General features: G+C 69.3%; 29 protein-coding genes, 1 tRNA gene and 1 riboswitch. Of the genes, 12 read left to right on the top strand and 18 right to left on the bottom strand.

Annotated features, from left to right (window positions below):
• The first annotated feature begins 27 nt into the window (after positions 1-27).
• Positions 28-1224 (top strand): S1C family serine protease, encoded by a 1197-nt coding sequence (locus tag AC1Q87_RS07660; protein WP_492608382.1) that lies wholly within the window; start codon positions 28-30, stop codon positions 1222-1224.
• Positions 1225-1363: 139 nt separating this feature from the next.
• Here the strand turns inward: AC1Q87_RS07660 and AC1Q87_RS07655 are convergent.
• A tRNA-Ser gene (locus AC1Q87_RS07655) sits at positions 1364-1453 on the bottom strand.
• Between the two features lie 157 nt (positions 1454-1610).
• Between AC1Q87_RS07655 and msrA the strand changes: the two genes are divergently transcribed.
• From msrA to AC1Q87_RS07640, 3 genes are read left to right on the top strand one after another with little or no spacing between them, the layout of a single operon-like run.
• Positions 1611-2264: a peptide-methionine (S)-S-oxide reductase MsrA gene (gene msrA / locus AC1Q87_RS07650; RefSeq protein WP_492608381.1), complete on the top strand. Its 654-nt coding sequence runs from the start codon at positions 1611-1613 to the stop codon at positions 2262-2264.
• The gene (locus AC1Q87_RS07645; protein WP_492608380.1) at positions 2261-2605 is read left to right on the top strand and encodes an MmcQ/YjbR family DNA-binding protein; all 345 of its coding nucleotides are present in this window, start codon (positions 2261-2263) and stop codon (positions 2603-2605) included. Before msrA ends, AC1Q87_RS07645 begins: the two co-directional genes overlap by 4 nt.
• Positions 2602-2940, top strand: coding sequence for an MmcQ/YjbR family DNA-binding protein (locus AC1Q87_RS07640; protein WP_492608379.1), 339 nt, complete (start codon positions 2602-2604; stop codon positions 2938-2940). Before AC1Q87_RS07645 ends, AC1Q87_RS07640 begins: the two co-directional genes overlap by 4 nt.
• Here the strand turns inward: AC1Q87_RS07640 and AC1Q87_RS07635 are convergent.
• Together AC1Q87_RS07635 and AC1Q87_RS07630 are read right to left on the bottom strand one after the other, a co-directional pair.
• Complete coding sequence (locus AC1Q87_RS07635; protein WP_492608378.1) at positions 2937-3650, bottom strand: DUF599 domain-containing protein; 714 nt, start codon at positions 3648-3650, stop codon at positions 2937-2939. The two genes, AC1Q87_RS07640 and AC1Q87_RS07635, sit on opposite strands and share 4 nt — an antisense overlap.
• A gap of 58 nt (positions 3651-3708) precedes the next feature.
• Positions 3709-4089 carry a DUF983 domain-containing protein gene (locus tag AC1Q87_RS07630; RefSeq protein ID WP_492608377.1) on the bottom strand — a complete coding sequence of 127 codons (381 nt, stop codon included), beginning with the start codon at positions 4087-4089 and terminating at the stop codon, positions 3709-3711.
• Between the two features lie 163 nt (positions 4090-4252).
• Here AC1Q87_RS07630 and AC1Q87_RS07625 point away from each other — a divergent pair, with 163 nt between their 5' ends.
• Complete coding sequence (locus tag AC1Q87_RS07625) at positions 4253-4414, top strand: hypothetical protein (RefSeq protein ID WP_436062894.1); 162 nt, start codon at positions 4253-4255, stop codon at positions 4412-4414.
• Between the two features lie 5 nt (positions 4415-4419).
• On the opposite strand, the gene AC1Q87_RS07620 is transcribed toward AC1Q87_RS07625, so the two are convergent.
• Complete coding sequence (locus AC1Q87_RS07620) at positions 4420-4557, bottom strand: hypothetical protein (RefSeq protein ID WP_056017034.1); 138 nt, start codon at positions 4555-4557, stop codon at positions 4420-4422.
• A gap of 107 nt (positions 4558-4664) precedes the next feature.
• Between AC1Q87_RS07620 and AC1Q87_RS07615 the strand changes: the two genes are divergently transcribed.
• Positions 4665-5042, top strand: coding sequence for a DUF2784 family protein (locus tag AC1Q87_RS07615; RefSeq protein ID WP_492608376.1), 378 nt, complete (start codon positions 4665-4667; stop codon positions 5040-5042).
• Between the two features lie 115 nt (positions 5043-5157).
• Here AC1Q87_RS07615 and lepA read toward each other — a convergent pair whose 3' ends face one another.
• Positions 5158-6963: a translation elongation factor 4 gene (gene lepA, locus AC1Q87_RS07610; RefSeq protein ID WP_492608375.1), complete on the bottom strand. Its 1806-nt coding sequence runs from the start codon at positions 6961-6963 to the stop codon at positions 5158-5160.
• A gap of 144 nt (positions 6964-7107) precedes the next feature.
• Here lepA and AC1Q87_RS07605 point away from each other — a divergent pair, with 144 nt between their 5' ends.
• Positions 7108-7734 (top strand): DUF1134 domain-containing protein, encoded by a 627-nt coding sequence (locus AC1Q87_RS07605; protein WP_492608374.1) that lies wholly within the window; start codon positions 7108-7110, stop codon positions 7732-7734.
• Between the two features lie 20 nt (positions 7735-7754).
• A complete protein-coding gene (locus AC1Q87_RS07600; protein ID WP_492608373.1) occupies positions 7755-8513 on the top strand; it encodes an alpha/beta fold hydrolase in 759 nt (252 codons plus the stop codon).
• Between the two features lie 17 nt (positions 8514-8530).
• Here the strand turns inward: AC1Q87_RS07600 and AC1Q87_RS07595 are convergent, their stop codons facing one another.
• The 6 genes from AC1Q87_RS07595 to rpmI form a co-directional block, all read right to left on the bottom strand.
• Positions 8531-9076, bottom strand: a complete 546-nt coding sequence (locus tag AC1Q87_RS07595) for a TIGR00645 family protein (protein ID WP_492608372.1) — start codon at positions 9074-9076, stop codon at positions 8531-8533.
• Positions 9077-9129: 53 nt separating this feature from the next.
• A complete protein-coding gene (gene pheT, locus AC1Q87_RS07590) occupies positions 9130-11505 on the bottom strand; it encodes a phenylalanine--tRNA ligase subunit beta (protein WP_492608371.1) in 2376 nt (791 codons plus the stop codon).
• Positions 11502-11906, bottom strand: coding sequence for an ASCH domain-containing protein (locus AC1Q87_RS07585; protein ID WP_492608370.1), 405 nt, complete (start codon positions 11904-11906; stop codon positions 11502-11504). Before AC1Q87_RS07585 ends, pheT begins: the two co-directional genes overlap by 4 nt.
• Positions 11906-13009: a phenylalanine--tRNA ligase subunit alpha gene (pheS, locus tag AC1Q87_RS07580; protein WP_436062885.1), complete on the bottom strand. Its 1104-nt coding sequence runs from the start codon at positions 13007-13009 to the stop codon at positions 11906-11908. Before pheS ends, AC1Q87_RS07585 begins: the two co-directional genes overlap by 1 nt.
• A 118-nt stretch (positions 13010-13127) precedes the next feature.
• Positions 13128-13484 carry a 50S ribosomal protein L20 gene (gene rplT, locus AC1Q87_RS07575; RefSeq protein WP_056017012.1) on the bottom strand — a complete coding sequence of 119 codons (357 nt, stop codon included), beginning with the start codon at positions 13482-13484 and terminating at the stop codon, positions 13128-13130.
• A gap of 13 nt (positions 13485-13497) precedes the next feature.
• Positions 13498-13698: a 50S ribosomal protein L35 gene (gene rpmI, locus AC1Q87_RS07570; RefSeq protein WP_492608369.1), complete on the bottom strand. Its 201-nt coding sequence runs from the start codon at positions 13696-13698 to the stop codon at positions 13498-13500.
• Positions 13699-13889: 191 nt separating this feature from the next.
• On the opposite strand from rpmI, the gene AC1Q87_RS07565 reads away from it, so the two are divergent.
• Positions 13890-14597: a DUF1345 domain-containing protein gene (locus tag AC1Q87_RS07565; RefSeq protein ID WP_492608368.1), complete on the top strand. Its 708-nt coding sequence runs from the start codon at positions 13890-13892 to the stop codon at positions 14595-14597.
• On the opposite strand, the gene AC1Q87_RS07560 is transcribed toward AC1Q87_RS07565, so the two are convergent.
• The 3 genes from AC1Q87_RS07560 to AC1Q87_RS07550 are packed head-to-tail and all read right to left on the bottom strand — an operon-like array spanning position 14594 to position 17989.
• A complete protein-coding gene (locus tag AC1Q87_RS07560) occupies positions 14594-15496 on the bottom strand; it encodes an EamA family transporter (protein ID WP_492608367.1) in 903 nt (300 codons plus the stop codon). The two genes, AC1Q87_RS07565 and AC1Q87_RS07560, sit on opposite strands and share 4 nt — an antisense overlap.
• Before the next feature lie 49 nt (positions 15497-15545).
• A complete protein-coding gene (locus AC1Q87_RS07555; protein ID WP_492608366.1) occupies positions 15546-16751 on the bottom strand; it encodes an MFS transporter in 1206 nt (401 codons plus the stop codon).
• Positions 16748-17989: an MFS transporter gene (locus AC1Q87_RS07550; RefSeq protein WP_492608365.1), complete on the bottom strand. Its 1242-nt coding sequence runs from the start codon at positions 17987-17989 to the stop codon at positions 16748-16750. Before AC1Q87_RS07550 ends, AC1Q87_RS07555 begins: the two co-directional genes overlap by 4 nt.
• Positions 17990-18262: 273 nt before the next feature.
• Positions 18263-18369, top strand: a riboswitch (SAM-I-IV-variant riboswitch).
• Between the two features lie 44 nt (positions 18370-18413).
• Here AC1Q87_RS07550 and AC1Q87_RS07545 point away from each other — a divergent pair.
• Entirely contained in the window at positions 18414-19343 is a 930-nt protein-coding gene (locus AC1Q87_RS07545) for a homoserine O-succinyltransferase (RefSeq protein WP_492608364.1), read from the top strand.
• Between the two features lie 74 nt (positions 19344-19417).
• Here AC1Q87_RS07545 and infC read toward each other — a convergent pair whose 3' ends face one another.
• From infC to AC1Q87_RS07530, 3 genes are all read right to left on the bottom strand, one after another.
• The gene (gene infC / locus AC1Q87_RS07540; protein WP_056016982.1) at positions 19418-19939 is read right to left on the bottom strand and encodes a translation initiation factor IF-3; all 522 of its coding nucleotides are present in this window, start codon (positions 19937-19939) and stop codon (positions 19418-19420) included.
• 114 nt (positions 19940-20053) lie between these two features.
• Positions 20054-21028, bottom strand: a complete 975-nt coding sequence (locus tag AC1Q87_RS07535) for a glycosyltransferase family 9 protein (RefSeq protein ID WP_492608363.1) — start codon at positions 21026-21028, stop codon at positions 20054-20056.
• Entirely contained in the window at positions 21028-22206 is a 1179-nt protein-coding gene (locus tag AC1Q87_RS07530) for a glycosyltransferase family 4 protein (protein ID WP_492608362.1), read from the bottom strand. The genes AC1Q87_RS07535 and AC1Q87_RS07530 overlap by 1 nt, the downstream gene beginning before the upstream one ends.
• Before the next feature lie 84 nt (positions 22207-22290).
• Between AC1Q87_RS07530 and AC1Q87_RS07525 the strand changes: the two genes are divergently transcribed.
• The gene (locus tag AC1Q87_RS07525) at positions 22291-23037 is read left to right on the top strand and encodes an alpha/beta fold hydrolase (protein ID WP_492608361.1); all 747 of its coding nucleotides are present in this window, start codon (positions 22291-22293) and stop codon (positions 23035-23037) included.
• 2 nt (positions 23038-23039) lie between these two features.
• Positions 23040-24380 carry a chromate efflux transporter gene (chrA, locus tag AC1Q87_RS07520; protein WP_492608360.1) on the top strand — a complete coding sequence of 447 codons (1341 nt, stop codon included), beginning with the start codon at positions 23040-23042 and terminating at the stop codon, positions 24378-24380.
• Between the two features lie 132 nt (positions 24381-24512).
• On the opposite strand, the gene AC1Q87_RS07515 is transcribed toward chrA, so the two are convergent.
• Entirely contained in the window at positions 24513-25373 is an 861-nt protein-coding gene (locus tag AC1Q87_RS07515) for an SDR family oxidoreductase (protein WP_492608359.1), read from the bottom strand.
• Positions 25374-25382 lie beyond the last annotated feature (9 nt).

The following is a 25382-nucleotide window of genomic DNA, read 5'->3' as shown; positions in this document are numbered from 1 at the left end:
GGCGAAGTCATCAGGGGGAATGGCGCCATGCGGCGGCTCCAGATCTGCGCGGCGGTGTTGCTTCTAGCTTCACCATCCTACGGCCTGGCGCAATCGGCGGTAGGTCGGGCGGGCGGCGCGATGCCGGCGCCCGGCCCCGACGCGGTCGACGCCAGGCGCCCGATCGGCGCGGTCCCGTCGCTGCCCGGCGCGCGCGCGGCGCGCTACGCCGCGGCCCTGGACGCGGCGGCCGCCGAGACCCGCCAGGTCACCCGCGGGGCCAAGGACGCCCAGGTCTACCAGGCCGCCTCGCCCTCGGTGGTGCTCGTTCTGACCGACAATGCGTTCGGCTCCGGCGCCCTGATCAGCGCCGACGGCAAGATCGTCACCAACCTCCACGTCGTCGGCGACGCCAAGGAGGTCGGGGTGGTGTTCAAGCCGGCCGCCGAGGGCGCCGCCTTCGGCAAGGCCGACGTGCGCCGCGCCAAGGTGATCCGCCGCGACGAGGTCGCCGACCTCGCGCTGCTGCAGGTCTCCGAGGTTCCGGCCGGCGCCAAGCCGTTGCCGCTGGCCGCCTCCGGCGCGGTGCAGGTCGGCTCGGACGTGCACGCCATCGGCCACCCGACCGGCCAAGCCTGGACCTACACCCGCGGCATCGTCAGCCAGGTGCGCAAGGACTACGCCTGGCGCACCGAGATGGGCCTCGACCACAAGGCGACGGTCGTGCAGACCCAGACCCCGATCAATCCGGGCAATTCCGGCGGCCCGCTGCTGGACGACGATCTCCAGATCATCGGCATCAACAGCTTCAAGAGCGACGGCGAGGGGCTGAACTTCGCGGTCTCCGCCGACGACGTGCGCACCTTCCTCACCCTGAAGGAGGACCGCCGCGCCGCCCGCTCGGCCGGCCAGCGCGCGACCGCGGGCGGCGGCGACTGCGACGGGGTCTTCCTCAAGGAATGGGCGGTCAGCGATCCCAAGGGCCTAGGCTTCCTGGTCGACATGGACTGCGACGGGCAGGGCGACTTCGTGCTGATCGAGCCGGCGCGGAAGAGCGAGCCGCACACCTACCTGTTCGATCATGACGGCGACGGCAAGATCGACGCCGAGATCACCGACCTCGGCCGCGACGGCGACTTCGACCAGGCGCTGCTCGATGTCGACGGCGACGGGCAATACGATCTGGTCGGCGACTTCAAGCCAGGCGAAGCCGACCCCTACCGCTACGAACGCATCCGGAAATGAGGAAGGGATGGCGCAGTCAGCTGCCTACATGTCGTAGTCGATGTCCAAACCTACGAGCCGAAGCGGTAAGCGAGAGGTCGCCGCGCTCATCCGCAGCTTGGTCGCCTAGCGTCGCAGAGAGACGAATTTTCAGAAGGGATGGCGGTGAGAGAGGGATTCGAACCCTCGATAGGCTTTCACCTATACACGCTTTCCAAGCGTGCGCGATCGACCACTCCGCCACCTCACCACAGGCCCTGAGCGGCGCACGGCCTCTCGCGGAAGGCGCGCAATATACTCATGACGCCTCGACGGGCAAGCGGCGTTCGGCGCGAATTCGCCGGGCGTGCAATCGGCCGCGGGCGATCTTATGTTTCGGTCCAAGTTCACACCTGATCGGGCGCGCCATGATCTTCGCCAAGAAAACCCTCGAGCTCCCCACCATCGACACCGCCCTGCCGGGACGGTCGACCCCGCTGCCGACCGCCGAGATCTCCTTCATCAACGGCCGGCCGTTGAAGGGGCCCTATCCGGACGGGCTGGAGATCGCCGACTTCGCCATGGGCTGCTTCTGGGGCGTGGAACGCAAGTTCTGGCAGGTCCCGGGCGTCTGGGTGACCGCCGTCGGCTATGTCAACGGGATTACCCCGAACCCGACCTATGAGGAAGTCTGCAGCGGCCGGACCGGCCATACCGAGGCGGTCCGCGTCGTCTACGATCCGCGCGCCGTCACCTATGAAGACCTGCTCAAGGTGTTCTGGGAGAACCACGACCCGACCCAGGGCATGCGCCAGGGCAATGACATCGGCACCCAGTACCGCTCGGGCATCTACGTCCACAACGACGCCCAGGCCGCGGCGGCCGTCGCCTCGCTGCAGGCCTACCAGCAGGCGCTGTCGGACAAGGGCTACGGCGCCGTGACCACCGAGATCGCCGAGGCGCCGGAGTTCTACTTCGCCGAGGACTATCACCAGCAGTACCTGGCCAAGAATCCGGCCGGCTACTGCGGCATCGGCGGCACCGGCGTCACCTGTCCGATCGGCGTCGGCGTCAGCGCGTGACGCGCAAGGAGTTCGACGCCGCCGCGCGCGGGCTCCCTGGGGCGACGATGGACGTCCAGTGGGGCGACGACTGCATCTACAAGGTCGGCGGCAAGATGTTCGCCGGCACGGACGGCGGCTACACCAACTGCTCGTTCAAGGTCACCGACATCGCCTTCGAGGCGCTGACCGAATCCGGCCGCGCGCGGCCGGCGCCCTACATGGCCCGCGCCAAGTGGGTGATGTTCGACGACCTGGCCGGCCTCGACGCCGCCGAGGTGGCCGACTGGCTGGCGACCTCGCACGCCCTGGTCGCCGCCAAGCTCACCCGCAAGGCGCGGGCGGAGATCGGGCTGGCATGACGCGCGAGGAGGTCGAGGCCATCGCCCTGGCCCTGCCGGCGGCCGAGAAGGTCATCCAGTGGGGCGGGTCGGAGGTCTACAAGGTCGGCGGCAAGGTGTTCGCCATCTGCGGCCTGCGCGGGGGGCTGTCGTTCAAGGTCAGCGAGATCGGCTTCATGGTGCTGACCGACGAGGGCGGGCCGGGTCGCCAGGCGCCTTATCTCGCCAAGGGCAGCTGGGTGATCGTCGACCTCGACGACGCCGAGGCCGGCGAGGCGCAGGGCTGGGTCGCCGCGTCCCACGAGCTGATCGCCGCCAAGCTGACCCGCAAGGCGCGGGCCGAGCTGGGCCTCTAATCCTCGCGGTTTTCGAGCAGGCCGCGGATGTCGCTCACCGCCCGCGCCGAGGGCGAGTGGCGCTGGCGCATGAACAGCAGCGCCACGGCCGACACCGTCACCGCCAGGAATGTGAACGGCCCGAACAGCCAGGCCGCGGCGGCCAGCGCGAAGTAATAGCCGCGCACCCCGCGATTGAACGACGACAGCGCCGGGTTCAGCAGCCGCGCGGCGGCCTCGCCATAGGTGCGCTGGAAGCCCTTGTCCTCGGTGGTCGGCGTCGCCCCGATCACCGCCAGGCAGTAGTTCATCTGCCGGATCGCCCAGATGAAATCGAGCAGGCCGCGCGCCAGGGCCAGCAGCACCAGCGCGATCTGCGCCTCGAACAGCATCCGCGACGAGGTCTTCAGCACCATCAGGCTCGAGGCGCTGCGGAACGCGCCTTCGCCGCCGAACAGCACGCCCGCCGCGCCGGCGATCAGGATCAGGTTCGATGAGGCGAAGAACGAGGCCGAGTTCAGGGTGTGGCCCAGCAGTTGGCCGTCCATGAACTTGTTCTCGCGGCCGGCCATGGTCCGCATCCAGGCGGCGCGCACGACGGTCATGTCGGTGTTGATCAGCCCCTTGCCGCGGGCCAGCGTCTTCAGCAGCGGCTCATAGGCCAGCCAGGCGACGGTGAAGACGGCGAGCGCGACGATGTCCGCGCTCGAAAGGGCGTCGAGCAACTTCACAGAGGTTCGTTCCGAGTGTCAGGCGGCGGCGATGGTACGGCGCCTCGCCCCAGCCCGGCTAGCGGTCGGCGACGTCGGCGGTGTGGATCGCGCTGTCGCCCTGCTTGACGCCCAGCGCATAGAGCAGGCCGATGAACCAGCCCTTGGTCACGTGCAGCAGCACCAGCGTCACGATCGCCAGCGGGATCAAGGTCGCCGGCAGCACGATGGCGGGCGAGGCCTCCCAGATCACCGGGAAGATCAGCAGCGGGGCGACCACCAGGTGGCCGACGATCAGGATGGTGAAATAGGCCGGGCCGTCGTCGGCCGGGTACTTGGCCAGGTCCAGCCCGCAGTGCTCGCAGGTTGGCTGCACCTTCAGATAGCGGCTGAACAGCTTGCCTTCACCGCAGGCCGGGCAACGGCCCTTCAGGCCGCGGAGCATCGATTGCACGAACATGGACACGCTACCTGGGTGACGTCGCGCCCGGATATGCGCCTTGACGGACGTCAATGAAAGGGGCGGCGCGGCCGCATCTGCAGGAACATCGTCGCGTCGCCGGCTTTAAATCTGCAGGCGGACGACCGATCTTCGGTCCTTCCCCGGTGCAAGGGAGCGCCCGATGAGCGACCAACCTCACACGCCTGCCGAGAAGGATCCGCACGGCCACGTCGGTCCCGCGACCCCGGCCGAGGACGTTTCGCGCAGCGCCGATCCGGCGGTGGTGCCGCCGAAGGACAAGGCCCGTATCGCCGAGGAGGCGTCCCGCGAGGAGGACGCCTGACGCGCTTAGCGCTTCATGTCGTTGGCGGCGCCGGTCACGGCCGCGCCGGCGGCCTGGGCGTCGCGGCCGATGCCGGCCACCGTGTTGCAGGCCGAGGTCATCAGCGCAGCGGCGACGGCGGCCAGAACGATGATCTTGCGCATGGAAAGTCCCCCGAATGGTTCGGCCGCGTCTTGGCCAAGCTTCCTGGCGATTTTTAGGCCTGCGCCGGGGCTCTGATCAACCGGCGCGATCGGCGTTAGGCTGACGCATGGACCGCGTCGCCGCGCTGGTGCTGGCCATCCACCTGGCCGTCATCGGCTTCAACCTGTTGGGACTGGTCGCCATCCCGCTCGGCGCGTGGCGCGGCTGGGCGTTCGTGCGCGTGCGATGGTGGCGGGCGCTGCACATGGCCTCGCTGGCCGTGGTGGCGCTGCAGGCGCTCGCCGGCCGCGCCTGCTTTCTGACGATCTGGCAGGACGACATGTCGGGCGCGCCGACCGAGCAGCCGCTGATCATGCGGGTCGTCAACGGCCTGATCTACTGGCCGCTGCCGATGTGGGTGTTCACCGCGGCCTACGCCGCGGTTTTCGCCTATGTGCTGGCGCTATGGTGGATTGTGCCGCCCGGTCCCGTGCGGCGGCGCTGATCAATCCGATCGTCATCACCGGGCTTGTCCGGGTGACCCATACGCACGGGCCGCGCAGGCGCGACCTATGTCTATGGATGGCCGGCGCGAGGGCCGGCCATGACGAATGAATTTTCTAGTCGGCGTCCATCTTCAAGGCGGCGATGAAGGCCTCCTGCGGGATCTCGACCTTGCCGAACTGGCGCATCCGCTTCTTGCCGGCCTTCTGCTTGTCCAGCAGCTTGCGCTTGCGGCTCATGTCGCCGCCATAGCACTTGGCGGTCACGTCCTTGCGCAGGGCGCGGATGGTCTCGCGGGCCACGATCCGGCCGCCGATCGCCGCCTGCAGCGGGATCTGGAACTGGTGCGGGCTGATCAGGTCCTTCATCTTCTCGACCATGCCGCGGCCGCGGGTCTCGGCGCGGTCGCGGTGAACCAGCATCGACAGCGCGTCGACTGGCTCGGAATTGACCAGGATCGACATCTTCACCAGGTCGCCGACTCGGTAGCCCTCGATCACGTAGTCGAACGACGCATAGCCCTTCGAGACGCTCTTCAACCGGTCGTAGAAATCGAACACCACCTCGTTCAGCGGCAGGTCGTAGACCACCAGCGCCCGCGATCCGACGTAGCTCAGCTCACGCTGCTCGCCGCGGCGGTCCTGGCAGAGCTTGATGACCGACCCCAGGTACTCGTCCGGGGTCAGGATGGTCGCCTTGATCCACGGCTCGCTGATCGAATCGATCTTCACCGGATCGGGCATGTCGGCCGGGTTGTGCAGCTCGATCTCGCTGCCGTCGTTCATGTGGATCTTGTAGACCACGCTCGGCGCGGTCGCGATCAGGTCCAGGTCGAACTCACGGCTCAGGCGCTCCTGGATGATCTCCAGGTGCAGCAGCCCCAGGAACCCGCAGCGGAAGCCGAAGCCGAGCGCGGCGCTGGTCTCCATCTCGTAGGTGAAGCTGGCGTCGTTCAGGCGCAGGCGGCCGATGGCGGCGCGCAGGTCCTCGAAATCGGCCGCGTCGACCGGGAACAGGCCGCAGAACACCACCGACTGCGCGACGCGGAAGCCGGTCAGGGAGTGTTCGGTCTGGCGCTTTTCCTCGGTGATGGTGTCGCCGACGGCGGCGTCGGCCACCTGCTTGATCTGGGCGGTGATGTAGCCGATCTCGCCGGGGCCGAGCTCGGCGACCTCGGTCTGCTTGGGCCGGAACACGCCGATCTTGTCCACTTGGTGGGTGGCGCCGGCGTTCATCATCCGCACTTTCATGCCGGCCTTCAGCACGCCGTCGATGACGCGCACCAGCACCACGACGCCCAGGTAGGGGTCGTACCAGGCGTCGACCAGCAGCGCCTTCAGCGGCGCCTCACGGTCGCCCGTCGGCGCGGGCAGGCGGGCGACGACGGCTTCCAGCACCTCGGCGATGCCTTCGCCGGTCTTGGCCGAGCACAGCACCGCGTCCGAGGCGTCGATGCCGATGACGTCCTCGATCTGCTGGCGCACCCGGTCGGGCTCGGCGGCCGGCAGGTCGATCTTGTTCAGGACCGGCACGATCTCGTGGTTGTTGTCGATGGCCTGATAGACGTTGGCCAGGGTCTGGGCCTCGACGCCTTGCGAGGAGTCGACGACCAGGATCGAGCCTTCGCACGCGGCCAGCGAACGGCTGACCTCATAGGCGAAGTCGACGTGGCCGGGGGTGTCCATCAGGTTCAGGACATAGGTCTCCCCGTCCTGGGCCTTGTACTCCAGGCGCACGGTCTGGGCCTTGATGGTGATCCCGCGCTCGCGCTCGATCTCCATGTTGTCCAAGACCTGCTCGGTCATCTCGCGCTTGGTCAGCGCTCCGGTCTCCTGGATGAGCCGGTCGGACAGGGTCGATTTCCCGTGGTCGATGTGAGCCACGATGGAAAAGTTGCGGATGCGGGACAGAGGCGTCGTCATGGTGGCCGCCCTCTACCACATTCGGAGCGGTTCGCGAGTAGGCCGTCTTCGACGGGCCTCTCATGGTTAATCGCCCGTTAAGCCTGACCGCCGCATTCATGCCCCCTGGGGATGTGAGGCTCGTTCAAGCTTCAAGGGAATTTCATGGACCGCCGCACGCTGATCGTTTCGGGACTGGCCACGCTTGGAACCGCGGGCTGCGCGACCGCCCAGCCGGGCGGGCCGGGCGAACTACCGCCGCCGAGCCCGAGCGCCACCGCCAATCCGAGCTATTCGACCGGCCAGGCGGAGACCTACAGCCGTGACGAGCTCGTCAACAACGTCTCCGACTTCCTGGGCGTGACCGCCGAGGCCGCTGGCGGCGCCGTCGAGCGCGTCTTCCAGGACAACGGCCGTCCGACCGCCTACATCGCCGGCGAGGAAGCCTCCGGCGCCTTCGTGGGCGGCGCGCGCTATGGCCGCGGTCTGCTCTATATGAAGAACCGCGAGCCGATCGAAGTGTTCTGGCAGGGCCCGTCGGTGGGCTGGGACTTCGGCGGCAACGCCAGCCGGGTCTTCACCCTCTGCTACAATCTCCAGTACCCGGAAGTGATCTTCCAGCGCTTCCCCGGCGTCGAGGGCGCGGCCTATCTGGTCGCCGGCCTGGGCGTGAACTACCTGCGCTCGGACGACATCATCCTCGCCCCGATCCGCACCGGCGTCGGCGTCCGCCTCGGCGCCAATGTCGGCTATCTTGGATTCAGCAGGACTCGGCGCACCCTGCCGTTCTGAGGAATCTGGGGGGCGGCGCAATGCGGCCGGTCAGCGACACCAAGTGGGTCCATTGCATGACCCCGGCCGGCGACAAGCTGGTCTTCGCCGCGCGGCCTGAACTTCGCGATCGCCACAAGTCGGTGGTGGTGCTGATCCACGACGTGCTCTCCACCCCCGGCGCCATGGCCCCCTGGTTCGCGCGCCTGGAGCCCGAGGCCGAGGTCATGCTCGCGTCGCTGCCGGGCCACGGCGTCGCCCCGCCGCTGTCCTCGCCCGGCTGGGACGAGCTGGTCGCCGGCCTGCACCAGAGCCTGCGAACGGTGGTCCCCGGCCGGCGGGTGCTGGTGGCCGGGCTGGGCCTGGGCGGCGTGCTGGCCCTGGCGCTCGGGGCGCACGGCTACGCCGCGGTCGCCTTCGATCCCTTCTTCGCCACCACCGGCCGCTGGCCGCTGGAGATCGCGCTCGAGCGCACCGCCGCGCGCGGCGAGCTGCCGGTTCCGGATTTCATGTTCGAGGCGCTCGGCTGGCGCGACGGGGCGATCGTCCAGAACCGCAGCTATGGCGGCCTGCTCGACCGCCTGAAGGCGCCGGCCCTGGTCGTTTGCGGCGACGTGCCTTTGGCCCCGGCGCGGGACCTGGCCATGGCCCCCTCGCTGATGGACGAGGCCGATCACGCTCTGCTCGCCGCCTATCCGGACCTGCGGGTGAAGATCGCGCCGGGCTGCGGCCACGACGTGCTCGGCCAGGCGACCGACCTCTGCCGCGACATCCTTCTCGACGAGCTGGCCCGCGCCTGACGCTTAGCGTCCGGGCCTCAGTGCTTGTCGACCTTGGCGGCCAGCCAGTCCATCAGCGCCAGCAGCACGCCGGAGAACACGAAGGTCACGTGGATGACCACCAGCCACATCAGGCTGCGGTCCGACAGTTCCTTGCCTTCCGACAGCTCCATGAACGCCTTCAGCAGCGCGATGGCCGAGATCGCGACGATCGAGGCGATCAGCTTCATCTTCAGGCCCGAGAAGTCGACCGTGCCCATCCAACCGGGCCGGTCCTCATCGTCGTCGGTGTCGATCTTGGAGACGAAGTTCTCGTAGCCCGAGAAGATCACGATCAGCAGCAGGTTGCCGGCCAGCGACAGGTCGATGAGCTTCAGCACCATCATGATCGCCTGGTTGGGCGTCATGGTCAGCAGGCCCGACAGCTCGTGGACCGCCTCGTTGAAGAACACCACCAGCAGCGCGGCCAGCGCCCCGACCAGCCCGACATAGAACGGCGCCATCAGCCAACGCGAATGGAACAGCCCGGATTCCAGCCAGCGCTCAGCGGCTGGCTTGGGTTTGCGGCTCGGGGTCTGGGGCATGCGGTCGGGGTCTCTCCTGAAGCGTGAGGAGAGACCCAACCTGCAGTTTTACGTCAAGCGCGCAGCTTGGCGCTCACGGCCTTTTCAGCGGCGGCGACCACCTTGGCCGACAGCGCCTCGATCTCGGCGTCGGTCAGGGTCTTCTCGCGCGGCTGCAGCAGGATCTCCACCGCCACCGACTTCGATCCTTCGGCCACGCCTTGGCCGCGATAGACGTCGAACACCCGCGCCCCCGTGATCAGCGCCTTGTCGGCGCCGGCCACGGCCTTGATCAGGTCGCCGGCGGCGACCGCCTCGTCGACCACGAAGGCGAAGTCGCGCGACAGCGGCATCAGGCTGGAGAGTTCCAGCGCCGGCTTGGTCTTGGTCGACTTCTTCTTCGGCTCGGGCACGTTGTCGAGGATCAGCTCGAAGCCGAGCACCGGACCCTCGACGTCCAGCGCCTTGAGGATGCGCGGATGGATTTCGCCGAACTCGACCAGCGCGTTCTTGCCCAGCCGCAGCGCCGCCGAGCGCCCGGGATGCCACCAGTCGGCGAGGCCGCCCTGGACGGTCTGGAGCGAGCTCGTCGGCGCGCCCAGGTCTTCCAGCAGCGACAGCACGTCGGCCTTCAGCTCGAAGAGGGCGTCGGCCGCCCCGCCGTCCCAGCGCCGCGGCGCATGCGGGGCGACGACGGCGCTGATCGCGGTCAGCTGGTCGGCCGGCTGGTCGCCGCGATAGAGCGGGCCGATCTCGAACAGCGCCACGTCGGGGAAGCCGCGCCGCGCGTTGCGGCCGGCCGCCTCGATCAGGTTCGGCAGGATCGACGGCCGCATGCAGTCGAGGTCCGAGGCGATCGGGTTGGTGATCACCAGCTCCGGCTGGCCGCCGCCGAACAGGGCCGCGGTCTCGCGCTTGGTGAAGCTCCAGGTGATGGTCTCGGCATAGCCCTTGGCGGCCATCGCCCGGCGGCCGGTGCGCACGCGCGTCTGGCGGGCGGTCAGCACGCCGCCGGCCGGCCGGGCCATTTCGGGCAGGGCCGAGGCGGGCAGGGCGTCGTAGCCCTCGATGCGGGCGACTTCCTCGACCAGGTCCGCCTTGCCTTCCACGTCGCGGCGCCAGGTCGGCGGCAGCACCTTGTCGCCGTCGATGACGAAGCCGAGGTCGGTCAGGATCTGGTCGATGCGCGCGGCCGGCAGGTCCAGGCCCGACAGCTGCTTCACATAGGTCCGGTCGAAGACGACGGCCTCCGGCGCGGCCGGAGCCTCGCCGATCACGGTCACCTCCGACGGCTCGCCGCCGCAGAGCTCCAGGATCAGCTTGGTGGCCAGCTCCAGGCCCGGGACCTGGCTGGCCGGATCCACCGTCCGCGCGAAGCGGTACTGCGCGTCCGAGGTGATGCCGGTCGTGCGGCCGGTCTGGGCGATGCGGATCGGGTCGAACCAGGCGCTTTCGACAAGCACGTCGGTGGTCTCGTCCGAGCAGCCGGTCGACAGGCCGCCCATGACGCCGCCCAGGCCGATGGCGCCCGAACCGTCGGCGATGACGGTGATCTCCGGCGTGATCGCATAGGTCTTGCCGTCCAGCGCCTCGACGCTCTCGCCGTCCTTGCCGGCGCGGGCCTCGATGAAGCCGCCGGAAAGCTTGCTGACGTCATAGACGTGCAGCGGCCGGGCGCGGTCGTAGGAGATCAGGTTGGTGACGTCGACCAGGGCGTTGATGGGGCGCAGGCCGATCGAGGTCAGCTTCTGCTGCAGCCAGGCCGGCGAGGGGCCGTTCTTGACGCCGCGGATCAGCCGGCCGGTGAACTGGCGGCAGCCGTCCGAACCGTCCAGGCGGATCTCGACCGGATTGGCGAACTTGCCCGCCACCGGCGCGACCGAGACGTCCTTCAACTTGCCCAGGCCTGCGGCGGCCAGGTCGCGGGCGATGCCGACCACGCCCAGCCAGTCGGGACGGTTGGGGGTGACTTCGAAGTCGATGACGGCTTCCAGGCCCAGGGCCTGCGCGACCGGCGTGCCGACCGCCAGCGTGTCGGGCAGCTCCATGATGCCGTCCGATTCCGAGGCCGTCTCCAGCTCGGAGGCCGAGCACAGCATGCCGTGCGAGACCACGCCGCGGACCGGCTTCTCGACAAGGGTCACGCCGAGGCCGGGCACATAGGCGCCGATCGGGGCGTAGACGACGGTGATCCCGGCGCGCGCGTTGGGCGCGCCGCAGACGATCTCCTTGCGGCCGTCGCGGGTGTCCACCTGGCAGACGCGCAGGCGGTCGGCGTTCGGGTGCTGCACCGCCTCGACGATCTTGGCGACCGAGAACGAGGCCAGCTTGGCGGCGGGATCGTCGACATGCTCGACCTCCAGCCCGGCCATGGTCATGGCGTCGACGACCTGTTGCGTGGTCGCGTCGGTTTCGAGGTGGTCTTTCAACCAGGAGAGCGTGAACTTCATTGATCGGCTCCTTCGCCGATGATCTCGACCAGGCGGAAGCGTTCGCACCAGAGCACCATGTTGGGTGCGAAGGCGCCTTCGCGGGTGAAACAGTCTTCGTGGACGGCGGCCCAGTGGGCGTAGCTCAGGTCGCCTTCGCCTTCTTCGGCGGCGAAGTCGGCCGGCACCTCGTCGAACCGCCGCTGGACCAGTTCGGTGGACTCGATGACGACGCGGGGCGCGCCCGCGCCGTCGAGCACCACGTAGCGAGCCCCCAGCGCGCTGCCCTTCAGTCCCTGCGACGCGGGCCAGCAGGTCGCGGTCTTCTTACCCTGGAGCACCAGGGCAAGAAGCTCGTCGGCCATTGCCGGGCTGTCGCCGAAAGCGAAGTGCTCCAGCGTGCTGTGGGCGCTAGCGGGCATCAGCTCAGGCCGGAGGCCTGGTTCGGCGCCGCATAGGGGCTGAAGCCGTAGTGCTCCAGCCAACGCACGTCGCTGGCGAACATGTCGCGCAGGTCGGGCATGCCGTACTTCAGCACCCCCAGCCGGTCGACGCCGCAGCCGAACGCGAAGCCCTGCCAGACGTCCGGGTCCAGGCCGCAGTTGCGCAGCACGTTCGGGTGCACCATCCCGCAGCCGAGGATCTCCAGCCAGTCGGTGCCCTGGCCGATCTTCACCTCGCCGCCGGAGCGGTCGCACTGCACGTCCATCTCGGCGCTGGGCTCGGTGAACGGGAAGTGGTGCGGACGGAAGCGGGTGACCACCTCGGGCGTCTCGAAGTAGCGCGACAGGAAGGTCTCCAGCGTCCACTTCAGGTGGCCCATGTGGATCGCCTTGTCGATCACCAGACCTTCGATCTGGTGGAACATCGGCGTGTGGGTCTGGTCCGAGTCCTTGCGGAACGTGCGGCCCGGCACGATCACCCGGATCGGCGGCTCCTGGCCGTTGGCGATCCAGGACGGCAGCTTCTCGTTGACCGCATGCATCACCCGCACCTGCACCGGGCTGGTGTGGGTGCGCAGCACCTTGCGCTCGCCGTTCGCGTCCTCCGGCAGGAAGAAGGTGTCGTGCATCTCCCGCGCCGGGTGCTTGGGCGGGAAGTTCAGGGCCGTGAAGTTGTTGAAGTCGGTCTCGATGTCCGGGCCCTCGGCGACCGAGAAGCCCATCTCGGCGAAGACCGCGATCATCTCGTCCATGACCTGCATGGTCGGATGCACGCTGCCCTTGCGGCGCGGCGGCGCGGGCAGGGTCAGGTCGACCTTCTCGGCCGCCAGCTTGGCGTCGAGTTCGGCCGCCTCCAGCACCTGCTTGCGTGCGGCGATGGCGGTCTGGACCCGGTCGCGCAGGCCATTGATCTGCGGGCCGCGCTCGCGCCGCTCGTCGGGGCTCATGCCCCCCAGCGACTTGAGCAGGTCGGAAATGGAACCGGACTTGCCGAGGGCGGAGACGCGCACGGCCTCTAGGGCGGCGGCGTCGCCCGCGCCGTCGACGGCGGCGAGGATGTCAGCTTCGAGTTGGGCGGTCATGACGGGCTCGTCTAAGGGATCGAAGAAGGCGCGGGAAGCGGAGACAGCAAAAAGCCCTCCGGCGGTCCTCGCCGGAGGGCTTCTCGAATGCTCAGTGAGTCTGACGACTCAAACGGCCTCAAGCCAGCGCGGCGCGAACCTTGTCGGCGATGGCCTTGAACCCGGTGGGATCGTTACCCGCGATGTCCGAGAGGACCTTGCGGTCGATTTCGATCCCGGCCTTGTCCAGGCCGAAGATAAACTGCGAGTAGGTGAAGCCTTCCAGACGCGCAGCGGCGTTGATGCGCTGGATCCAGAGCGAGCGGAAGTTGCGCTTACGAACCTTACGGTCGCGGTAGGCGTACTGGCCGGCCCGGTCCACGGCCGCCTTGGCGGCGCGGATGGTGTTCTTGCGGCGCCCGTAGAAGCCCTTGGCTTGCTCGAGAACCTTCTTGTGCTTGGCGTGGGCGACAACGCCCCGTTTCACGCGAGCCATGTGTCAGTTCTCCTTAAAGGCCGTAGGGGAGCCAAAGCTTGACGATCTTGGTGTCAGCTTCGCTCATCACCTTGGTGCCACGGTTCTGACGGATGTACTTCGCGTTGTGGCTGATCAGGCGGTGACGCTTGCCAGCGACGCCGGCCTTGAGCTTGCCGGTCGCGGTCAGTTTGAAGCGTTTTTTAACGCCCGACTTAGTCTTCAGTTTGGGCATTTCTCTGCGGAGCCTTGCGGCCCCGTCCTCTGGTGTATTGATGAACCGCCCTGGCATGCCTTTGGCCAGACGACTCCGAAGAGCGGGGCGTTTACGCGAAAGGGTGAGGGAAGGCAAGGCTTTGAGTCCGCCTGCGGCGACTCGCGCTGGCCTGGGATATAGTTCTCCGACCGGTCCGAAACGAGGCCCCGATGGCGTCCACGCCCGCACCGCCCGCCGCTGCGCCCCGCCGCCGACGCATGTTGGGGGCCTTCGTCGCCCGGCCGCGGTTGCTGGCGGGCGCAGGCGCCGGCCTGCTGGTCTGGGCGGCTTGCCTGCTGATTCCCAACAGCCTCAGTCTGGTGACCGCCGCCATCCTCGCCTGGGACGCCACCTGCCTGACCTTCATCGCCCTGGCGATCTCGATGATGTGGGGCGCCGACCCGGCGCGCATGCGCGCCGTCGCCGCCACCCAGGACCAGGGGCAGGGCGTGATCCTCGCGCTCGCCGTCGCCGCCGCCGCCGCCAGCATCTGGGTCATCGCGCGCGAGCTGTCCGCCGCCAAGGCCGACGCCGGCCTGATCAAGGGGCTGCGGGTGGGCCTGGTCTTCGCGACGGTCGCCGCGTCCTGGTTCATGGTGCAGCTCATCTTCGCCCTGCACTACGCGCATGAGTTCTACGCCCCCGACGACGACACCCCGCGTGACGCCGGCGGCCTGCAGTTCCCGGGCGGCGAGCTGCCCGACTACTGGGACTTCCTGCACTTCTCGGTGGTCATCGGCGTCGCCTGCCAGACCGCGGACGTCTCGTTCACGTCCAAGGAGCTGCGCCGCATCGGCACCGTCCACGGAGTCGTCGCCTTCGTGTTCAACACCGTGGTCCTGGCGCTGACGATCAACCTGTTGGCCGGGCTGTTCTAGGGCGCCGGCGCGCCATCCTCCGCGAGCTGCCCGGCCGCGGCCGGATCGGTCAGGATCACCCCCACGGAGGCGGCGATGATCAGCCCGATCGCCAGCCATTGCGAGAGCGCCAGGTGCTCGCCCAGGATCAGCAGTCCCGCCACCGCCCCGGCCGCCGGCTCCAGGCTCAGCATCACCCCGAAGCTGCGCTTGGGGATGCCGCGCAGGGCGACCATCTCCAGCGAGTAGGGGATGGCGCTCGAGACGATCGCCACCACCAGCCCCAGGGCCAGCAGCTTCGGGTCGAACAGCGCCGCGCCCGCCTCGACCAGGCCGAACGGCACCACGATCAGCGCCGCGGTGCTCATGCCCAGCGCCACCGACTGGCCGGCCGGCAGGTGGCCGGTGCGCTTGCCGAGCACGATGTAGAGCGCCCAGCAGACCGCGGCGGCGGCGGCGAAGCCCACCCCGACCGGATCGAGCGCATGGGCCGCGTCGCGCAGCGGCAGCAACAGCAGCAGGCCGAGGGCCGCCAGCCCGATCCAGACGAAATGGATCGGCCGCCGCGCGTGGATCAGCGCCAGGCTCAGCGGGCCGATGAACTCGATGGCGATGGCCAGTCCCAGCGGAATGGTGCGGATCGCCATGTAGAAGCAGAGGTTCATCAGCCCCAGCACCGCGCCGTACAGGGCCAGCCGACTGAGATCGTCGCGGGTCAGCGGCTGGCGCCACGGCCGCCAGATCAGGCACAGCAGCAGCGCCGAGAACCCGACCCGATAGGCGGTCGCCCCCTGCGCGCCGACCAGCGGGAACAGCTGCTTGGCGAACGAGGTGCCGACGCACAGCGACACGATCGCGCCGATAAGCGCCGCATAGGGGATCAGGGCGCGCGGGGCGCCGGCTGGGGCTGGGGACTGCATGGCGGCCACCTAGTAGCGGAAGGCGCCCCGTCTCGTCACGCAGCCCTCGTTACGCTGGACGCGGCATCCGCTTCAGGATCTGCAGCGCCATCACCGCCGCCGGTACGATCAGGATCGCGGTGACCACGAAGGCTGCGCCGGGATCGACCAGCGAGAACAGCTGGCCGGCGAAGATCGGCCCGCCGATCCGCGCCAGCGCCATGTTCGACATGTTGAGGCCCAGGGTCTCGCCCTGCCGCTCGGGCGGCGCGGCCTGCGAGATCAGCGCCGTCAGGCACGGGAAGCAGATCGACTGCCCGAAGCAGACGAAGGCGAAGCCGACCATCGCCACCGGCCAGTTGGGCGAGAAGAACTGGAAGAGCATCCCGATCCACATCGCGGCCAACCCTGCGGTCAGCACCGTGGTCTCGCCATGCCGGCGCACCAGCATCCCGGTCACCACCGCCTGGCAGAAGGCGCCCAGCACGCCGATGCCCATGAACGCGAAGCCGATCTCGCGCGGGCCCCAGCCGAACCGGTGCTCGGTCCATAGGCCATAGGTCGCCTCGATCCCGGCGAAGCCCGAGATGACCACGAAGCTGATCAGCATCACCCGCAGGATGATCGGGTCGGCCAGCGAGATGCGAAGCACCTCCAGGCGGTTCGGCTGCGGGCCCTGCCGCGGCGCGGGCCGGCTCTCGCGCACGAACGCCATCACCGCCAGCGCCGACAGCAGCCCGAAGCCCGCCGCCGCGAACAGCGGGATATGGAAGCCCAAGGGGCCAAGCTCCGGATGCGCCAGCAGCCCGCCCAGCGCCGGCCCGACCATGAAGCCGAGCGAGAAGGCCGAGCCCATAAGTCCCATCTTCGCGGCCCGCTCCTCGGGCCGAGTGATGTCGGCCAACGCCCCTTGCAGCGTCGAGATGTTGCCGGACAGGAAGCCGCCGACGAACCGCGCCAGGAAGGCCAGCCAGATGTTCGGCGCGAAGGCCAGCGCCACATAGGCCAGCGCGCCGCCGGCGATGGTCACCATCAGAACCGGCCGACGGCCGATCCGGTCGGACATCCGGCCCCAGAACGGCTCGCCCAGGAACTGCCCGAACGAGAAGGCCGAGAACAGGATGGCGATCTGCCAGGCCGGCGCGTCCAGCGACTTGCCGAAGAACGGCAGCAGCGGGATCACCAGGCCAAAGCCTGCGATGTTGAGGAAGATCACCGACAGCAGGACGACCAGCGCCCGTGTCTCCTCCCCGCGCGAGACGGGGGCGGGGGTCATGGCTGTTCCGCCGCCTGCGCCTGCTGCGCCTGCAGGTGGGCCCGGGCCTTGCGGCTGGCCGACAGCGCCAGGAAGATCGCCGGCGCCACCACCAGGGCGCCGATGATGAAGGGCCCGTTGAGGACGTGCTCGAACACGAAGCCCGCCGTGATCGGCCCGACCACGCGGGCGGCCGCGCCGCAGGCGTTGTTCAAGCCCAGGATCTGCCCCTGCTTATGCGGGTCGGCCGTGCGTGAGATCAGCGCCCCGACGTTCGGGTACGCGACCGACTGTCCGACGGCGGTGAAGCACATCAGGGCGATGGTCATCGGACCGCCCGTGGAGACGGTCTGCAGCAGCGCCCCGACCACGGTCATGCTCATGCCGATGGCCAGCATCGGCCCTTCGCCGAAGCGCTCGGACATCTGGCCTGTCACCAGCGTCTGGGTCAGGAACGCGGCCACCCCGACGAAGGCGAAGCAGACGCCGATGTCGCGCGGCTCCCAGCCGAAGCGGGCGTTGGCCCACGGGCCGAACATCGACTCGATGCCGGTGAAGGCGAAGCCGACCAGGAAGGTCAGCAGCATCAGGCGGCCGATCACCGGATGGCTGACCGCCTCGCCGATCGCCGACCAGCGGCTGGGCCGATCGGTGATGCTGGTGTCGCGGATGCGGCTCTCGCGGATGAACAGCATGATCGCGATCACGCAGAGCAGGGCCAGGCCCGAGGCGATGAACAGCGGAATGCGGAAGCCGGCCGGGCCCGCGCCGGTATGCACGAACAGGCCGCCGACCGACGGGCCGACGATCAGGCCGACGTTCCAGGCCGCGCTCTGGTACGACATCTGCCGCGCGCGCTTTTCGGGCGGGGTGACATCGGCCAGGTAGCCTTGCACGACCGCGCCGTTGCCGGCCGCCAGCCCGCCGACCAAGCGGATCGCGAACGCCGCCCAGATGTTGGGGGCGAAGGCCAGGGCCAGGTAGCAGAGGCAGTTGCCGCAGATCGTCGAGATCAGCAGCGGCTTGCGGCCGTACTTGTCGGACAACCGGCCCCAGAAGGGTTCGCCGAAGAAGGCGCCGACCGAATAGGCCGCGAAGATCAGACCGATCTGCCAGCCCGGCGCGTTGAATGACTTGGCGTAGAACGGCAGCAACGGGACGATGATCCCGAAGCCGAGCATATTGATAAAAATGACGGCGATCAGGGACGGCGCGGCCCAGCGGGACGGAGCCTTCCCGCGCGGCGCGGTGTCGGACATGTGAGCGCTGTTAAGACGACCTGCGTTACGCCGCAAGCCCGAGTTCGGCGCTTGGTTGTTCGAACACCGGGGTGCGGCTTCGAGGCCTCAGTATGGCGCGACAAGGCCCTCGCCAGCCGCCGCGCACGAACCCCTCCGGCCCCGCTGCCGCTACGGCACGATCCCACCCTGCGAATCCCCCAAGCCGGCCGGTTCGTGCCGACGGTTCGGCTGCGCCGGTCGGCGTACGGATTTGTCGGGGCTTGTGGTCTGCGCCCGCATTTCCTATTGCTGGTTTCGCATCAAGAGTTGGGCGTCGCCCAACGCCAACCTGCTTTCCCGAGCAAGGTGGCGCTCCCCCAGGGGAGGATGTGGCCGAGGCGGCAACCAAACGGGTGATCCCAGCTCCGTCCCGGTCGAATAGAACGCTACTGAGGGCCGAGCCTTGCCGATCAAGATTCCCGACGCCTTGCCTGCGCGCGCCACCCTCGAGGCCGAGGGCGTCATCGTCATGGCCGAGACCCAGGCCGCCCGTCAGGACATCCGGCCGCTGCGCATCGGGCTGCTCAACCTGATGCCGGACAAGCCGAAGACCGAGATCCAGTTCGCCCGGCTGCTGGGCGCCACCCCGCTGCAGGTCGAGCTCTCGCTGGTCCAATTGGCCAGCTACACCCCGCGCAACACGCCGCCGGAACACCTGGCCGCCTTCTATCGGACCTGGGACGAGGTCCGGCACGAACGCTTCGACGGCTTCATCGTCACCGGGGCCCCGGTCGAGACGCTGCCCTTCGAGCAGGTCGACTACTGGGACGAGCTGCGGCGGATCTTCGACTGGACCCAGAGCCATGTGCACAGCAGCCTGAACATCTGCTGGGCGGCCCAGGCGGCGCTGCGCCACTTCCACGGCGTCGGCAAGCACGTGCTACCGGCCAAGCGCTCGGGCGTCTTCACCCACCGGCTGGTCGCGCCCGCCTCTCCGTACCTGCGCGGCATGTCCGACGAGGTCGACGTGCCGGTCTCGCGATGGACCGAGGTGCGGCGCGAAGAACTGCCCCAGCACGCCGGGCTCAAGGTGCTGCTGGAATCCGACGAGGCCGGCCTCTGCCTCGTCGAGGACTCGGTCCGGCGCGGGCTGCAGATGTTCAACCACCTGGAATATGACGCCGCCACGCTCGCCGACGAGTTCGTGCGCGACCGCGCCAAGGATCCCGCCACCCCGCAGCCCCGGCACTATTTCCCGGGCGGCGACCCCGACCGAGCGCCCGGCAACCGCTGGCGCAGCCACGCCCACTTGCTGTTCGCCAACTGGATCAACGAGATCTACCGCACGACGCCGTACGATCTGCGGAACATCGGCACGGAAGTGTACGCCTGACGGCTCGCGCGACGCCAAACGCAAACGGCCGCCCCGAAGGGCGGCCGTTCGTCGATCTGTCGATGTGATCGGTCCTAGCGCGGGGCCAGGATCATGATCATCTGACGGCCTTCCATGCGCGGCTCGTACTCGACCTTGGCGACTTCGTCGAAGTCGGCCTTGACCTTCTGGAGCAGCTTCATGCCCAGTTCCGGGTGAGCCAGTTCGCGACCGCGGAAGCGCAGGGTGACCTTCACCTTGTCGCCTTCGTCGAAGAACCGGTGCATCGCCTTGGTCTTCACTTCGTAGTCGTGAATGTCGATGTTCGGTCGCAGCTTGATCTCTTTGATCTCGACGACCTTCTGGCGCTTGCGCGCCTCGTTCTTCTTCTTCTGCTCCTGGAACTTGAACTTGCCATAGTCCAGGATCTTGCAGACCGGCGGATCCGCATTCGGCACGATCTCGACCAGGTCGAGGCCGGCTTCCTCAGCGGCCTCCATGGCGCTCGACGTCGGCATCACGCCCTGCTTCTCGCCGTGCTGGTCGATAAGCAGAACCTTGGGGACGCGGATCTCATCATTGATGCGCGGTCCGTCTTTGACGGGCGGCGCCTGCATGGGGCGGCGAATAGGCTTTCGCTCCTAGAGCTGTTGAAACACGTGCGGCCGGCAGCGCGAGGCTCCGGTCGGGCAGCCATATATGACGAAGGCCATGCCCCCAATCAAGCGGTGCTAGGCCTGAGGAAGCAAAGCGTTCGCCGCCTGTAGGACCTCGGCCACAGAAAGGTCGCTCAGGCTGCCCGACCGCAGCACCGTCACATGCCCGCGCGGAGCGGCCAGTTCCGGGTCCGAGGCGCTGGAGAACAGCACCACCGTCGGAGCGCCCGTGGCCGCGGCCAGGTGCAGCGGGCCGGTGTCGTTTCCGACGACCAGCGCGGCCTTGGCGCCCAGCATGGCGACCTTGGCGAAGTCGGTGCGTCCGGTCAGGTCGCGGACGTGCCCGACCTCACGCTGGATCTGGCGGGCCAGAGCGCTTTCCTGCGGCCCGCCGATGATGACGATGTCGTAGCCGCGTTCGGCCAGGATCTTGCCCAGCTGGCCGTAGCGTTCGGCGCTCCAGCGCTTGTCCAGCCGGTGGGCCGAGCCGCCGGGCACGAACAGGGCGTAGGGCTTGGGGCGGACACCGCCCGGCACCGGCCGCGTCTGGCTCGGCTTGGGCAGCACCCACGACAGGTCCGGTCCCGGCGCGCTGCCGGGTTCGGTCGGGGCGTCAGGCCAGATGCCGGCGTACTTCAGCTGGTCGGCGTGGCGCTCCAGCGTGTGCATCCGGTTGCGGTTGGGGTTCTTGTGCGGCAGCGAGCAGCCGGCCGCGATGCCCGACCACTCGGGCGGGAAGGGCGTCAGCAGGTGAAAGATGCGCGCCGACTGGGCCGAGGTCTGCAGGTCGTAGACGCGGTCGTACTTGGCCGCCTTGATCCGCTTGCGCAGCGCCAGCCACTCGCCCAGTCCCTCGGGCCGGCCGTCGGTCTCCACGGCGTTGAAGTAGGGGCAGGCCTTGGCCAGGCTCTCGAACGGCGGGGTGGTCAGCAGCGTGATGTGCGCGCGCTTGTGGGCCTGACGGATCTTCTTCATCGCCGCCAGCGCCAGGACGAAGTCGCCCAGCGCCGACAGCTTGATGACCAGGATCTTCTTGATCTCGCGCGACATCAGCCGTGGAATCCCGAACTGCGGGCGGCCAGCACGCGGGCGTAGGCGTCCAGCGTCGCCTCGCACATGGCGTCCACCGAATAGAGCCGGCGCGCGCGGTTCGCCGCCGCCTGGCCCATGGCCGCCAGCCGCGGCCCGCCGATCTCGATCGCCTTGCCCATCGCCGCGGCCCAGGCGTCGGGGTCGTCGACCTTGACCAGCCAGCCGGTCTCGCCGTTCAGCACCGTCTCGGTGGTGCCGCCATGGTCGGAGGCCAGCACCGGTTTGCCCATCACCTGCGGCTCGACCGCCGTGCGCCCGAACGACTCCGGCTTGGTGGTGGGCAGCATGGCGATGTCGCAGATCTGGTAGGCGGCCGGCATGTCGTCGCAATGGCCGACCAGCCGCACGTGTTCCACCAGGCCTGCGGCGACCACCGCCGCCTCGACCTCTTCGCGATAGCCGGTGCGGCCCTGATCGTCGCCGGCGAACAGGATCAGGAAGTCCTCGACGCCGCCCGCCCGCATCCGCTTGGCCGCTTCTATGATCAGCAGGTGGCCCTTGATCCGGGTCAGCCGCCCGGCCAGCAGCAGCTTCACGCGGCGGTCGCGGGCGTCGACGCCCCAGGCCTCGCGCAGCGCCTGCACGCGCTCGGGCGTCACCCAGCTGGGGTTGAAGCGCTCGAGGTCGATGCCGCGCGGGATGGAGACGATCCTCTCGGGATCGAGCTTGTGCTCGGCCAGCACGTGGTCGCGGGTGTAGTCGGAATTGGCGATCACCAGGTCGCCGCGGGTCATCACCGCGTTGTACCAGCGCTTGACGCTGTTCTTGGCCCCGTAGACGCCGTGATAGGTCGCCACGAACGGGGTTTTGGTCGCCTGCGCGGCCCACAGCGCCGAGAACGCCGGCGCGCGGCTGCGGGCGTGGACGATCGACACCTTCTCCTTGCGGATCAGGTCGACCAGCCGCGCGGCGTTGCCCAGCATCACCAGCGGGTTCTTGGTCTGCACCGGCATCTGGGCCAGCCGCCCGCCATCGGCTTCCAGCCGTGCGGTCATGCGCCCGCCACGGGTCGCGACCAGCGCCTTGCCGCCGGCGCGCACGACCGCGTTGGCCACGTCGATGGTGGTCTGTTCGGCCCCGCCGGTTTCGAGTTCCGGCACGACCTGCAGGAGAGTGAAGTCTGGGGGAAGCGTCACGAGGTTCTGCATAGCGCAAGCCTCGGTTTGGTAAACCCTCTGCGCGCGCTTAACGATGTCACATCCGCGCGTTATGACCGCTGCATGGCTGAGACGAGCGGATTTCTGGAACGGCCCGACGGGGCGAAACTGGCCTGGCGGGCGGTCGCCGGCGCAGGCCCGACCGTGGTCTGGCTGGGCGGTTTCCGCTCGGACATGGCCGGAACTAAGGCGCAGGTCCTGGCCGACTGGGCGCAGGCGCGGGGCCGCGCCTATGTCCGCTTCGACTATTTCGGCCACGGCGAGTCCGAGGGCGACTTCGCCAAGGGTACGATCACCCGCTGGCGCGACGACGCCCTGGCGGTGCTGGAGACCCTGGTCGAGGGCCCGGCCGTGCTGGTCGGCTCGTCGATGGGCGGCTGGATCTCCTGCCTGGTGGCCGGCGCGGCGCCCGAGCGGGTCGCGGCCATGGTGCTGATCGCCCCGGCCCCCGACTTCACCGAAAAGCTGATGGCCCCGGAAATGACCCCCGCCGACCGCGCGCAGATGGCCGCGACCGGCGTCTGGCTGCGGCCCTCCGAGTACGGCGAGCCCTATCCCATCGCCCGCGAGCTGCTCGAGGACGGCGCCCGCTGGTCGATCCTGCCGGGGCCGGTCAACATCGACTGCCCGGTCCGCATCCTGCAGGGCGGGGCCGATCCCGACGTGCCCTGGCGCCACGCGCTGGAGCTGGCCCAGGCGATCCGCGGCGACGACGTGGTCTTTTCCCTGATCAAGGACGGCGACCACCGGCTGTCGCGGCCGCAGGACCTCGCCCGTCTCACCGCCGCCCTTGACGAACTCAGCGCCTAGGCATGCCCCCGTCCCAGATCCCGAGCTTCTGGGAGGCGGCGCGGGTCTGGGCGCGCATCGGATGCCTGAGCTTCGGCGGCCCGGCCGGCCAGATCGCCCTGATGCACAAGGTGCTGGTCGAGGAGCGCGGCTGGATCGGCGAGCGGCGGTTCCTGCACGCCCTCAACTACTGCATGCTGCTGCCCGGCCCCGAGGCCCAGCAGCTGGCCACCTATGTCGGCTGGCTCATGCACCGCACCGCCGGCGGGCTGCTGGCCGGGCTGCTGTTCGTGATCCCCGGCGCCCTGGTCATGCTCGGCCTCAGCATCGCCTACGTGCTGCTCGGCGCCACGCCGCTGGCCGCGGCTCTGTTCCTGGGCGTGAAGTCGGCGGTGCTGGCCATCGTCGTCGAGGCGGTGCTGCGGGTCGGCCGCCGGGCGCTGAAGACCCAGGCCGCCGTCCTGATCGCCGTCGCCGCCTTCCTGGCGCTCTACGCCCTGCGCGTGCCGTTCCCGCTGGTCATCCTCGCCGCCGGCCTGCTCGGCTGGTTCGCGCCTGCCCTGATGGCGCCGCCGGCCCAGGGCCAGGACGTCCCCGACGTCCCTGATCTCGTCGACGCGGTGATCGCCGCGGGGCAGGGCGGCCACCTGGCGCCCTCGCGCGGCCGCGCCCTGCAAGTGCTCGCGGTCTGGCTGCCGGTCTGGCTCGCGCCGCTCGCCGTGCTGTTCCTGTTGACCGGCGAAGCCAGCGTCTGGACGCGGCTGGCCGGGTTCTTCTCGACCATGGGCGTCGTCACCTTCGGCGGCGCTTATGCGGTGCTGTCCTATGTCGCCCAGGCCGCCGTCGACGGCTTCGGCTGGCTGCGCCCCGGCGAGATGGCCGACGGGCTGGGCCTCGCCGAGACCACGCCTGGCCCGCTGATCCTGGTGCTGCAGTTCGTCGGCTTCCTGGCCGCCTATCGCCAGGCCGGCGACCTCGACCCGCTGGCGGCCGGAACCCTCGGCGCCCTGCTGACCACCTGGGTCACCTTCGCGCCGTGCTTCCTCTGGATCTTCCTCGGCGCGCCCTATGTCGAGGCGCTGCGCGGCCATCGCGCCGCCGCCGCCGCGCTCGCCGCCATCACCGCCGCCGTGGTCGGCGTGATCGCCAACCTCGCGCTTTGGTTCGGGCTGCACCTGCTGTTCGGCGAGGTCGTGCGGCTCGGCGGCTGGGGCCCCGACGTCCCGGTCCTGGCCAGCTTCGACTGGCGCCCGGCGCTGCTGGCCGCCGCGGCCGCGATCGCCATGCTGCGCTTCAAGGCCGGCCTGACGACGACCCTGATCGCCTGCGCGCTCGGCGGCCTGGCGCTGGGATCGCTGTCGTAGTTCCTCCCCTCTTGGGGGAGGTGGATCGATGCGCAGCATCGAGGAGGGGGACTGCTCTCAAAACTGAGGGAGTCAAAGTCCCCCTCAGCCAGCCATGCGGCTGACAGCTCCTCCAGCGGGGAGCATCTAACCCTAGCTCTCGCCCGCCAGGATCGCCGCCAGACCCTCGCGATAGGTCGGATAGGCCGGCCGCCAGCCCAGCTCGGCCTTGGCCCGCGCGTTCGAGACCCTGCGATTCTCGCGGTAGAACCGCTGCGACTTGATCGGCAGGGCGTCGATGTCCAGCGGCGTGAGCGGCGGCTCGGGCAGGCCCAGCAGCGCCGCCGCATGGGAGATCACCTCGCTGTTCGCCGCCGGCTCGTCGTCGACCAGGTTGTAGATCCCGCCGGCCCGCGGCCTGGCGATCGAGGCCGCCAGCCCCGCCGCCACGTCGTCGACATGCACCCGCCCGACCACGTGCCCCGGCGCGTCGTAGCGTTTGGCGCGGCCCTCGCGCAGGCGCTCGAACGCCGAGCGTCCGGGGCCATAGATTCCAGGCAGCCGGTGGACGGTGACAGTCAGGCCCATGCCGCGCCCGACTTCCAGCCAGTCGCGCTCGGCCGCCACCCGCCGCGCGCCCTCCGGCGACTGCGCCGCCAGTCGGCCGTCCTCGAACACCCAGCCGCCGCGGCGGTCGCCATAGACTCCGGTCGTCGAGAGGTAGCCGATCCAGTCGGGGAAGGCTCCGGCCTTGGCCAGGGCCGGAACCAGCACCTGCAACGCCGGGCAGCCTTCGGGCCCTGGCGGCGGGGTCACCAGCACGGCCTGCACGTCGCTCAGCCGCTCGGCGATCGCCTGCTTGTCTTCGGCGGGCAGGGGCTCGACGCCCTCGGCGCGCATCGCCTTGGCCGCGTCCGGATCGCGCCAGGTCGCCGCCACGTCCCAGCCCGCAGCCGCCATCCGCCGCGCGGTGGCGCGTCCGACGAAGCCGTAGCCGTAGACCAGCAGTCGCACGCTCGCAGT

This window comes from Phenylobacterium sp. GW823-FHT02A09 (assembly GCF_058797775.1).
The sequence above is the reverse complement of the archived record's forward strand: the minus strand, read 5'-3'. Positions and strand labels throughout refer to the sequence as shown.